This window comes from Mesorhizobium sp. P3_A8 (assembly GCF_056402995.1).
On the sequence record NZ_JBFUGI010000015.1, the window covers coordinates 86,223 to 97,927 of the forward strand.

At 66.0% G+C, this 11,705-nt stretch carries 9 protein-coding genes; 5 read left to right on the forward strand and 4 right to left on the reverse strand.

Annotated features, from left to right (window positions below; translation table 11 throughout):
• Positions 1 to 4 precede the first annotated feature (4 nt).
• From AC1DX4_RS29485 to AC1DX4_RS29500, 4 genes are all read right to left on the reverse strand, one after another.
• Positions 5 to 1,111 carry a glycosyltransferase family 2 protein gene (locus AC1DX4_RS29485; RefSeq protein ID WP_477223658.1) on the reverse strand — a complete coding sequence of 369 codons (1,107 nt, stop codon included), beginning with the start codon at positions 1,109 to 1,111 and terminating at the stop codon, positions 5 to 7.
• Positions 1,108 to 2,277 (reverse strand): acyltransferase family protein, encoded by a 1,170-nt coding sequence (locus tag AC1DX4_RS29490; RefSeq protein ID WP_477223659.1) that lies wholly within the window; start codon positions 2,275 to 2,277, stop codon positions 1,108 to 1,110. Before AC1DX4_RS29490 ends, AC1DX4_RS29485 begins: the two co-directional genes overlap by 4 nt.
• A 657-nt stretch (positions 2,278 to 2,934) precedes the next feature.
• Positions 2,935 to 4,176 (reverse strand): ATP-binding protein, encoded by a 1,242-nt coding sequence (locus AC1DX4_RS29495; protein WP_477223660.1) that lies wholly within the window; start codon positions 4,174 to 4,176, stop codon positions 2,935 to 2,937.
• Entirely contained in the window at positions 4,173 to 4,898 is a 726-nt protein-coding gene (locus AC1DX4_RS29500; RefSeq protein ID WP_477223661.1) for a response regulator, read from the reverse strand. Before AC1DX4_RS29500 ends, AC1DX4_RS29495 begins: the two co-directional genes overlap by 4 nt.
• Before the next feature lie 224 nt (positions 4,899 to 5,122).
• On the opposite strand from AC1DX4_RS29500, the gene AC1DX4_RS29505 reads away from it, so the two are divergent.
• The 5 genes from AC1DX4_RS29505 (at position 5,123) to AC1DX4_RS29525 (ending at position 11,705) form a co-directional block, all read left to right on the forward strand.
• On the forward strand, positions 5,123 to 5,824 hold the full coding sequence (locus AC1DX4_RS29505; RefSeq protein ID WP_477223662.1) for a hypothetical protein: 702 nt from the start codon (positions 5,123 to 5,125) through the stop codon (positions 5,822 to 5,824).
• A 126-nt stretch (positions 5,825 to 5,950) separates the two neighbouring features.
• Positions 5,951 to 6,163, forward strand: a complete 213-nt coding sequence (locus tag AC1DX4_RS29510; protein WP_477223663.1) for a hypothetical protein — start codon at positions 5,951 to 5,953, stop codon at positions 6,161 to 6,163.
• Positions 6,144 to 7,295 (forward strand): efflux RND transporter periplasmic adaptor subunit, encoded by a 1,152-nt coding sequence (locus tag AC1DX4_RS29515; RefSeq protein ID WP_477223664.1) that lies wholly within the window; start codon positions 6,144 to 6,146, stop codon positions 7,293 to 7,295. Before AC1DX4_RS29510 ends, AC1DX4_RS29515 begins: the two co-directional genes overlap by 20 nt.
• Positions 7,292 to 10,447, forward strand: a complete 3,156-nt coding sequence (locus tag AC1DX4_RS29520) for an efflux RND transporter permease subunit (protein ID WP_477223665.1) — start codon at positions 7,292 to 7,294, stop codon at positions 10,445 to 10,447. Before AC1DX4_RS29515 ends, AC1DX4_RS29520 begins: the two co-directional genes overlap by 4 nt.
• On the forward strand, positions 10,431 to 11,705 hold the full coding sequence (locus AC1DX4_RS29525) for an efflux RND transporter periplasmic adaptor subunit (protein WP_477223666.1): 1,275 nt from the start codon (positions 10,431 to 10,433) through the stop codon (positions 11,703 to 11,705). Before AC1DX4_RS29520 ends, AC1DX4_RS29525 begins: the two co-directional genes overlap by 17 nt.

Here is an 11,705-nt window from a genome sequence, read left to right on the forward strand (position 1 = left end):
TCCTCTAGCCCACCTGATGAGATGCCAGAACCGCCGCGGCGGGGGCGGATTTGAAGAAGTATTCCACGGCGTCCGCTTGCTTGCCGGCCGACAGCGAGGCGCGGCTGAGCCAGGGAGCCCAGGCGCCCGGCCGCAGCGCATATTTCTCGCGCCGCCGGATGGCGTTCCACTTCGCGGTCCGCGTCAGCAGTTCATGCGTCAGTGGGGGCTGCTTTTCGTCGGCGACGAGCTGGTAAAGGAAATAGAACAGGTTGAGCGCGCCGGCCTCGAAGCTCGGCCGTGTCTCGGCCGGCAGCGAGCAGATCCGTTCCTCCAGCGCGACGATGAAATCCGCCGCACGGGTGACGGTATCGAGGCTGACCGCATTGCCGATGTCACGCAGATCCCGCGTGCCTTGCGCGAGGTCCTCGCGCTCGAGGTTCTCGGCCACGATCCGCAAATGCGTCCTGCGCATCTCGTTACTGTGCCGGCTGGTCACGCTTGCCTGATGGACGCGGTAGACGAGCAGGTTTTCGGGCATCATGGCTGCCGGGTAACGGCCGGCCAGCCGCCCGAAAAGATCGAAATCCTCGGCGTGCCTGTAGGTTGGGTCGTAGTTGAGAGCGTCATCCTCGATGACCTTCCTGTTGTAGACGACCGTCGGATGCATGAAGATCGTGAAGAACATCGCCAAAACAGGGATGCGGCCGAACTGGAACACCGGATCGGGCTTGCCCCTGGCGATGCGGCCGCGGATCAACATGTCGACGCCGGCGCCGCAGAAGCCGAGCTCGGGCCGCCGCTCGAACAGCGCCACCTGGCGCGACAGGCGCCAGGGATAGGCGATGTCGTCCGCATCCATCCGTGCGACCAGCTCGCCCCGGGCGACCGCCAGCCCTTCGTTGAGCGTTGCGACGAGGCCGCGGTTTTCACGCGAGATGATCGAAATGCGGCTGTCGGTCTCCCGGTACCGCTCGAGGATCTCGAGCGAATCGTCGCTCGACCCGTCATCGATGGCGATGACCTCCAGCCGGCGGTAGTCCTGCCGCAGGATGCTCCCAAGTGCTGCGGCGAGGTAGGGCCCGGCATTGTAGACCGGCAGCAGGACGGAGACGAGCGGCGCCGCACTCATCGTCTCGCATCCGTTTGCTGGAGGTCGAGCGACTCGCGGCCATCGGGCGATCCACCGGGATAGGCTTCCGCCGGCCTCGCAAACCAGCCGGCATGACCGGCCGGGGCTCGCCGGACATAGGGGAAGTGGCGTTTGAGGCTGTTGAGCGGCCTTTCGAAAACCATCCAGGAAATCGAAGCCACGACAATCGTGGCGGCGCCCGCCACCAGGAATCGCCCTGGCCCTTGTTCCGAGACATTGAGCGGAATCCAGGGCTGCGACTTGACGGCGAGCGACAGCAATATCGGATGATAGAGATAAACGCCGTAGCTGATGCGGCCGAGACCAAGCAGCGGCGGCTGGTCAAGAAGCTTGCCGATTGTGCCGCCAAGGCCGCTCGAACAGGCGGCGACGATGGCCATCAGCGGCACCAGGGGCAGGACTTGCCGCACCAGCCAATGGGCCCATTCCAGCGTCGGATCGGCAGGCGCCGGGACAAACCACTCGATGACAAGGAATACGGCCGCGAAGGCAGGCCAGCCCAGCCGCATCCATTGCGGGAGGCCCGCACCTCTCGACCGCCAGCAGGCAAGCAGCGCGCCCGTCGCCAGCGCATCCATGGATGCCGGTGGCAGCAGGTCGCGCGCCAGTGCCGGGGTGGCGGTGACCGGCCAGTAGAAGCGATAGGCCAGCGACAGCGCGATGATGCCGATGCAGATCTGTTCGAAGCGCCGGCTTGGGGCGAGCAGCACGACCAGCGGCCAGGCAAGATAGAACTGCTCCTCGATGCTCAGGCTCCAGAAATGGCACAGCACCCAGGGGTTCCAGTTGTTGTGCAGCGCATACCAGAAATTCGACAGGTAAAGCGCATGCCAGACCAGCGATCCCCTGGACTGCTCCAGATCGAACAGCCAGACGAAACCCAGCACGGCAAAATAGGGAGGGAATATCCGCAGCGCCCGTCTGACGTAGAAGGATCGCAGCGCCGGGCCGGTTTCAAACGCGGCGGCCGCGCGCGCTTCCAGCAGCAGGCGGGTGATCAGGAAGCCGCTCAGTACGAAGAACAGCCGCACGCCGATATGGCCCCAGAACGAAGATCCTCCGGCGGCGAAGAAATGGGAATACATCACCATCGTTACGGCGATGGCCCTCAGTGCATCCAGCTGGATGTCGCGGGCGTTGCCCATCAGCGGCTTCCAGCGGCGGTGTGATGTCCGCGATGAGGCTGGCAGCCGGCCATTTCGATCGGCAGGCCAAGGCACACGGGACCCGCCGGTACGCCAACACCATCAAACCCGCGCTGTGCGAGCCTGCTTGGGTCGGGCTCGCAATCGACGGACCGACGGCTCAAGTCGGTCAACCCGGCGGAATCCTTCACGGCGTATGTCCAGTCGCAAAACGAGTCCCCCGGGAAATGGTTCGGTCACCGCATTGTGCAGCGCAACACAAAAAATCTACCCAGTTGAAATACTGTGTGAGTAAGCGCTAAAAAGTAACAAAACCACCAGGTTTTCACCATTGAGGAGAATTTCCCCAGCACCTCGGCCCTGTCGTTCAGGTTGTACGGGCCTACTCGCTTTGGTTGTTTGGCAGATTCCTGCCTTATGCGCGGGGAATAGACATAATTCCTTGTTAAATCACGCTAAATCCAACTTCCTATACTTTGACTACGGGGGTTCTATCCTGGCTCTGCGCTGAGCGACGTGGAGCCAATGGGTTGTGCCGTGCAGCATGGTCACTCCTCATCAAGGCCAATGCCGCGGCACTGGATGCCGGTAGCCCGTAATTTCAGCGGCGGCGCGCTTGCCCGGTAAAAGGGCCATAGGGGAGCGCCAACTCGTCCCTCACACCGCCGCAAACACCACCGTCTGCGCCAGCCCGCCACCCCTGCGGTTCTCCAGCGTCACCGTGCCGCCATAACGCTCGATGATTTCCTTGGCGATCGCCAGCCCCAGCCCCGCGCCGGGAATGAATTGCTGGCGGCCGGGGTCGACGCGGAAGAAGGGCTCGAAGGCCTTGTTGATCAGGTCGGGCGGGATGCCCGGGCCGTTGTCGGAAATGGTCAGCACGGCGCGCCTGTCGGTAACAGTGAGGTCGATGCTGCAGGCCTTGCCGTGGGTGGCGGCGTTGACGATCAGGTTGCGCAGCGCGCGGCGCAGGCCGAGCGCGCCGGCGCGCACCGAAACCTTGTCGAGATGGCCGATCGAGACGGCATGGCCGAGCGCGACCATCTCGGCTTCGATATCGCCTACCATCTTGCGCAGGTCGAGCGGTTCGACGGCGTCCTGGTTGACCTCCTCGCGCACCAGGCGGATGGCGCTGTCGGCGATGCGGTCGAGTTCGTCGAGGTCGTGAAGCCATTTGTCGCGGTCTTCGTCGAGGAATTCGGCGCGCAGGCGCATGCGCGTCATCGGCGTGCGCAAATCATGGCCGGCGGCGGCGACCAGCCGCATGCGGCTTTCCATGGCCGTGCGCAGCCGCGACGACAGCTGGTTCAGCGCATGCGCCGTCGCCTTGACCTCGGCCGAGCCCACTTCCGGCACTGCGGCCAGCACACCATCGCTGCCGATCTTGGAGACGGCGGCTTCCAGCATTTCCAGCGGCCGGATCAGCACCGAGGTGAAATAGACCGAGACGGCGGTGGCGCCGGCGACGATCAGCGAGATCCAGCCGGCCAGGACCAGCCACTCGCGCCCGGGCGGCTTGAGGTGCGGCACCTCGATGATCGCCCAGCGCCGGTCGGGCATCTGCACCGAGGCGATCTGGCCGGCTTCGTCGGGCTTCTCGCTGATGATGGCCAAAAGGTCGAGGCCGCGGCGTTGCAGGATGTCGTTGAGCATTTCCGTTTCCGCACGGGCGACCTTGCCGGCGGCCGGATGATCGCTGAATTGCACCCGCAGCACATCCGGTATCGGCCCCGGCAGCAGCCGCACCACGAGCTCCATCTGCTGGGCAATCCAGGGCACGGTCAGCTCCGGCGGCGGCCCGCCGCCGCGCACGCTGATGACGGCGGCGGTCGCCAGGCAGACGACGCCGACGATCGAAAGGACCAGCAGCAGAATGAGGCGGCGGCGCAGCGAGTTCACGCCTGCGCCTCCACCGCTTCGACACGCGCGGTCAGCTGGTAGCCGCCATTGCGCACGGTCTTGAACAGTGGCCCGTCGCCGGTGTCGGAGAATTTGCGGCGCAGCCGGCTCATCAGCACGTCGACAGAACGTTCAAGCGGGTCGCGCTCGCGGCCTTGCGTGAGATCAAGCAGCTGGTCGCGCGACAGCAGCCGGCCGGGGCGGTCGAGGAACACCTGCAACAGGTCGAACTCGGCGCCGGTGAGGTCGACAAGCTCGCCCCGCCCATCCATCACCTTGCGGGTGTCCGGCTCCAGCCGGTAGTTGGCGAAGCGGTAGATGCGGGCGCGCGGCGCCGGCGCCTCTTCCGGTGCGGCGCGCCGCAGCACGGCGCGGATGCGGGCGGTGAGTTCGCGCGGGTTGAAGGGCTTGCCGAGATAATCGTCGGCGCCGAGCTCCAGGCCGATGATGCGGTCGACATCTTCCTTCAGCGCCGTCAGCAGAATGACGGGGACATGCGGCTTGCGATCGCGCATGGCACGGCAGATGTCGAGCCCCGAACCGTCGGGCAGCATGACGTCGAGCACGACGAGGTCGAACTGGCCCGAGGCCAGCTTCTGCTCGCATTCGCGCCGGTCCGCCGCCACCGAGACGCGAAAACCCTGGCCGTCGAGGTAGCGGCCGAGCAGCGTCCTGATCTCGCGATCATCGTCAACGACGAGGATATGGGGTTGTGATTGCATGATCATGCCCTTGCCCATGAAAATTTGGGCTTAGCCGTGATTATAGGGAGAGCGCGCGCCGGCGGCATGGAAAATTGCAACGCAATGTTTCCGACGGGCTGTCAGAAACGTTCGGAAACAAATTGCCGCTTTGCGGAAACCTTCGGCAACATGCCGACGCGAAGCAGACAAACAGGCTTCCTATCCTCACGGCTGTCCGATGCATGAGAGAAAGGAACACCGTCATGCGAAGCAGACTTCTTGCGCTCGGCCTGTTTTCCGTCGCCGCAATCCATCCCGTGCTGGCGGCACAGCCCGATGCCGGCGCCGGCGAGCCCCCGGTCATCGCTCAGGATGGACCGGACCATGGCCCGATGCCCTGGTTCGGCCAGAATGGGCCGCATGGGCCGATGCGGCCTGGTCCGCACGGTTTTGGTCCGCAGAGCCCCGAAGGCTTCGGCCCGCACCGCATGGGACCACCGCCGGAATTCATGCTGGCCGCCCGGCTGGCGGCGCTGGAGACGCGCGTCGGCATCCGCAGCGAGCAGCTCGATGCCTGGCGCGACTATACCAGCGCATTGCAGGCGGTGCTTTCGCCGCCACGGCATGATCGTGGTCCCGGTGGCACTGGTGGCCCCGGCCCTGGTGAGCCCGAGGCCAAGGGTCCGGATACGGCACCGGGCGGCAAGCCTGATCCCTTTGCCTTCCAGCAGCGGCTCGCCGACGAGGTTACAGCTCGCGCGGCTTCGGCCGCCAAGCTGAAGGACGCGATCGCCGAGCTGCGCACCAAGCTCACGTCCGAACAGCTCGAAATCCTGGCTTCGGCGGAACGCCCCCACGGACCACCCCCCGGTCCCTGGGGCGGCCCGCCGGAAGATGCAGCCGGACCTGGAGGTCCGCCCGACCAGGGCGGGCAGCTTCCGCCTCCCCAGCCCGGGAATGGCTGACAACTCCGTCCGGCTGCGCCGGCCGGCCCGGTGTCCAACCCGTTCTCGGGCCGGCCGGTTTTTTCAGGGATGGCGGGCCATGTCCGCCATCCCACCGTTCAAATCACCCAAAATGGAAGCACGGCAATGTGGGAAGCCATGATGATGCTGCGGCTGATCGCATCGATGAGCCCAAAACTCTCGCTCGGCCAGCGCGCCAGCCATGCCGCCGTTCCGGCGGCGTTGCCCGCCGACACGCTGAAGGGCGCGGTGCGCTTGCACTTTGCCGCCTGGCGCTTGTCGCTGCCGGTTTCGCAGCAGCCCAACCGCCACGGACATCATGACCGCAAGATCGCGTAAGACCTATCTTGTCGTGTCGGGCGTGCTGATCGTCCTGGCAGCCATGGCGGCGCTGAGCGCCTATGGCCGCTCGACGGTCGAGCCCGCCGCGCAGGCTCTTGCCGCGCCGCGCGTCAGCCTGACGGTTGCGGTCGAAAAGGTGCGCTCCGAGGCGGTCGCCTCGTCGATCAGCGCTACCGGCACCGTCGCCGCCCGGCAGGAAGCGACTGTCGGCGCCGAGACGTCCAGCCTCAAATTGACCGAAGTGCTTGTAAGCGAAGGCGATCATGTGCGGGCCGGCGATGTCGTCGCCCGGCTCGACGCCTCGGTGCTCAAGGCACAACTGGCCGAGCAGAAGGCAGCGGTCGACCAGGCCCAGGCGACGCTGGACAGCGCCGTATCCGCTGCCGGCCGTGCCGACAGGCTGCTGGCCAGCAAGGCGATCAGCGCCGAGACGGCGGAAGACAAGGCGACCGCCGTCAAGACCGGCCGGGCCTCGGTCGAGCAGGCCAGAGCCGCCGCTGACAGGCTGCAGGCCGAGCTCGACCAGGCGACCATCCGAGCGCCCTTCGATGGCGTCGTCTCCAGCCGGCCGGCGGTTGCCGGCTCGATCGTCCAGGCCGGCACCGAGCTGATGAAGATCATCCGCGACGGCAGGCTGGAGGTCGGCGTGCTTGTCCCCGAAAAGGACCTGCCTGCGATTTCGGTCGGGCAGGCGGCCAGCGTCGTCGACGCTTCGGGCCGGACCTTTGCCGGCAGCGTCTCTTCGATCGCGCAGACGGTCAGTTCGACGACGCGGCTCGCCACCGTTTATGTCGCGCTCGGCGAAGGCTCGGGCCTGAAGCCCGGCATGTTCGCCCGCGTCTCGATCGCAGGCGCCGCCTCGCAAAGGCTTGATGTCGCCGAGGCCGCTCTTGTTTGGCAGGACGGCAAGCCCAGGGTTTTCGTGGTCGACGCTGCCGGCAAGGCCGCCGCTCGCGCCGTCACCACCGGCGCGCACCAGAACGGCCGCGTCGCGATAGAAAGCGGGTTGTCGGAGGGCGACAGTGTCGTTGTCGCCGGTGCCGGTTTCCTCAGCGACGGCAATCTGGTGCGCATCGCCGATGCGCAAGCGGGCGCTGACGCCGGCAAGGTGACGGAGGCGGCGCGATGAACGCCATTTCCTCCTGGTCGATCCGCAACCCGGTGCCGACCATCGTTTTGTTCCTGTCGCTGACCATTGCCGGCCTCTATGGCTTCATGCAGCTGCGCACCAACAACATGCCCGACATCGACCTGCCGACGGTCACCGTCACCGTCTCGCAGCCGGGCGCGGCGCCCAGCGAAATGGAAGTGCAGGTGGCGCGGGTGATCGAGAACGCCGTGGCGACGCTGGAAGGCGTCGACGATGTGTCGACCTCGATCAGCGAGGGGTCGTCCGTCACCACGGTCGAGTTCACATTGGGCATCGACCCCGAGACCGCCACCAACGATGTCCGCAACGCCGTGTCCGAAGTGCAGTCGAGCCTGCCGGCAGCCGCGCAGACGCCAGTAGTGGCCAAGATGAACGCGACCGGAAACTCAGTGTTGACCTATGTCGTCGAGGCGCCCTCGATGTCGCCGGACGCGCTGAGCTGGTATATCGACAATGATGTCGCCAAGGCGCTGCTCGGCGTCGACGGCGTCTCCAAGATCACCCGTTCGGGTGGCGTCGATCGGGTCATCCGCGTCGAGCTCGATCCGGACCGACTGGCCGCACTCGGCATCAGCGCCGGCGATGTCAGCCAGACGCTCGCCTCCAACAACGTCAACCAGCCCGGCGGCCGCACCAGCGTCGGTGGCCAGGAGCAGTCGGTGCGCACGCTGGCCAGCGCCGGCACCGTCGACGCGCTGGCCGACACCCGCATCGCGCTGTCGGGCGCCGGCGGCGTCAAGCTTTCCGACCTGGGCAGGGTGGTCGACAGCTGGGAAAAGCCGCGCCAGGCCGCCTATCTCGATGGCCGCCAGGTCGTTGCCTTCAACGTCTACAGGTCGGTCGGGTCGAGCGAGATCGACGTGGTCAAAGCCGCGCGGACCGCAATCGCGGAGATAGCGGCGAAGACAGACACCGCGAAATTCACCGAAGTCACCTCGTCGTCCGGCTTCGTCCAGGAAAGTTATGATGCCGCATTCGAGGCGCTGTGGATTGGCGCGCTGCTCGCCATCGGCGTCGTCTGGCTGTTCCTGCGCGACATCAGGGCGACGCTGGTTTCGGCGGTCGCCATGCCGCTGTCGCTGATCCCGACCTTCGCGGTCATGGCGGCGTTCGACCTCTCGCTCAACAACATCACCTTGCTGGCGCTGTCGCTGGTGGTCGGCATCCTCGTCGACGACGCCATCGTCGAGATCGAGAACATCGTGCGCCACATGCGCCAGACCGGCGCCAGCGCCTACCAGGCGGCAATCGAGGCCGCCGACGAGATCGGGCTTGCCGTGGTGGCCACCACGGCGACCATTGTCGCGGTGTTCCTGCCGGTCGGCTTCATGCCCGGCATTCCGGGAAAATTCTTCTTCTCCTTTGCCGTCGCCGTCTGCGTGTCGGTGCTGTTTTCTCTGCTGGTGGCGCGCATGCTCACCCCGCTGATGGGTGCCTATCTGGTGCGCGCCGGCGGCCATAGCGAGGACGACCTGCCGGCCTGGGTGCCGACCTATCTCTGGCTGCTGCGCAAGGCGCTCGACCATCGCTGGATCACGCTTGTCGCCGGCATCGCCTTCTTCGCCGGTTCGCTCGCGCTGGCAACCAAGCTGCCGACCGAATTCATGGCGGCGACCGATCGCGGCCGCTCGATGATCTCGGTCGAGCTGCAGCCGGGGTCGACGATCGAACAGACGACAGCCGTCGTCCAGGACATCACCAGGCGCTTGAAGGACGAGCCGGCCGTCGACAGCATCTTTGCCACGATCGGCACCGCGGCCTCATCCGGTGGTGGCCCGAACCGTGGCTCGACCTCCGCCGAGGTGCGCAGCGCCAATGTCACCGTCAATTTGAAACCGCGGGGCGAGCGCAGCGTCAGCCAGCAGCAGTTCGAGGCCGAGGCGTCGCCGAAGCTCAACGATATTCCGGGCGCCCGCATCCAGTTCGGCGCCGACGGCTTTGCCGGCGCCAAAGTGGCGATTACGCTGGTCGGCGACGATGGCGAGGCGCTGCAGAAGGCCAGCGATGCGCTGATCGATGGCATGAAGTCGGTGCCCGGGCTCATCAACCCGACCTCGACGGCGGCGACGACCAAGCCGGAGTTGATCGTGCGTCCCGACAGCGCCAGGGCGGCCGAGCTTGGCGTGACACCGACCGAGATCGCGGCGACGGTCAAGATCGCCACCATCGGCGACACCGACACCAGCCTGGCGAAGTTCAATCTCGGCGACCGCCAGGTGTCCGTTGTCGTCACCTTGCCCGACGGCGCCATCGACGATCCGGCGAAACTGGCCGTCCTGCCGCTGGTCGGCAGCAAGGGTATCGTGCCGCTCGGCGCCGTCGCCGATATCGGCTTCAATGCCGGGCCAAACAGCATCACAAGGGTGGGGCGCAGCCGCAGCGCCACTGTCGAGGCGGATCTCTCCGGCCTGACGCTCGGCCAGGCGACCGCTTCCATCCATGCCTTGCCGGCGATGCGCGACCTGCCCGCCGGCGTGCATGAGCTGGCGCGCGGCGATGCGGCGCGCATGCAGGAGCTCTTCTCGGGCTTCACTACTGCGATCGCCGCCGGCATTCTGCTGATGTACCTGACGCTGGTCTTGCTGTTTCGCGGTTTCGTGCAGCCGGTGACCATCCTGGTCGCGCTGCCGTTGTCGGTCGGCGGCGCGCTCGGCTTCATGCTGATTACCGGCAAGGCGCTTGGCATATCGCCGCTGATCGGGATATTGATGCTGATGGGCATTGCGGCCAAGAACTCGATCTTGCTTGTCGAGTACGCTCTGGTCGCCGAGAAGGAGCGTGGCATGAGCCGCTTCGACGCACTGCTCGACGCCGCGCGCAAACGGGCACGGCCCATCGTCATGACATCGATCGCCATGGGCGCCGGCATGTTGCCGATCGCACTCGGCATCGGCATCGGCGCCGACGCCGAGACACGGGCGCCGATGGCGATTGCCGTGATCGGCGGGCTCATCTCCTCGACCGTGCTCAGCCTCGTCTACGTTCCTGTCGTCTACACCTTCATGGACGACATCCAGCGCTTCCTTGGCCGGTATCTCGCCCGGCTTCTGGTGGAACGATCCGATCCCGACAGCCAGACGGCGACCGCAACTCCAGCGAAAGATCATCCAGGCCATGCCTATCCAGTCTAGCCCGTCTTCCCTGCCGGTCCGCCGGCTCGCGGCGATACTCGTCACTACGGTTCTTCTGGCGGCCTGTTCGCAGGAGGGGAGCAAGGCGCCCGCCGGCATGGCCGGTGCAAGCAAGCCGGAGGTTGGCGTCGTCACGCTGCATCCGCAATCGGTGGCGATCACGGCCGAGCTGCCGGGACGCACGTCAGCCTCGCTCACCGCCGATGTGCGTCCGCAGGTCAACGGCATCATCCAGGCGCGCCTCTTCAAGGAGGGCAGCGAGGTCGTGGTCGGGCAGCCGCTCTACCTCATCGATCCGGCGAGCTACCAGGCATCCTATGACAGTGCGCAGGCTGCCCAGCAGAAGGCCGAAGCGGCGGTGCCGACGGCGCAAGCCAAGTTCGACCGCTATGCCGGTTTGTTGAAGCAGAACGTTGTTTCCAAACAGGATTATGACGATGCCGCGGCAACGTTGGCGCAGGCCAATGCGGATGTGGCGTCGGCCAAGGCCAGTGTCGAGACCGCGCGCATCAATCTCAACTACACCAGCATCACCGCGCCGATCGCCGGCCGCATCGACAAGTCCTCGCTTACGCCGGGCGCCCTGGTCACCGCCAATCAGGACACTCTGCTCACCACCATCCGCTCGCTCGATCCGATCAATGTCGACGTCACGCAGTCGAGCACCAATCTGCTCAATCTGCGCCAGGCGATCAATGAGGGCCGGCTGAAGTTCAGCGGCCCCAATGTCAGCGTCAAGCTGAAGCTCGAGAACGGCACCATCTACACGCAAACCGGCAAGCTGGAATTCGCCGGCGCCAATGTCGACCAGACGACCGGCACTTTCGCGCTCCGGGCGGAGTTCCCCAATCCCGATCGGCTGCTTTTGCCGGGCATGTATGTGCGGGCGCTGGTCGAGGAGGGCGTCGCGCAGAACAGTTTCCTGGTGCCGCAGCGCGGCGTCAGCCGCAACACCAAGGGTGAGGCGACCGCCATGGTCATCAACGCGCAAGGGAAAGTCGAGACGCGCGTGCTCGCTGTGCGCAACAGCGTTGGCAACAACTGGCTGGTGGATTCCGGCGTCGGCGACGGCGACCGCGTCATCGTCGAGGGCCTGCAACTGGTGCGCCCCGGCGGCGATGCGACGGGTGTCGAAGTGACGATCGACGAGACGACCGGCGAGGTCAAGGACCGCGCGCAGACGTCTTCGTCCGCATCTTCCACAGCGGTGGCTGATAGTGGGCAGAAACCGGCGCAAGGCGCCTCGGCCGGGAACTGA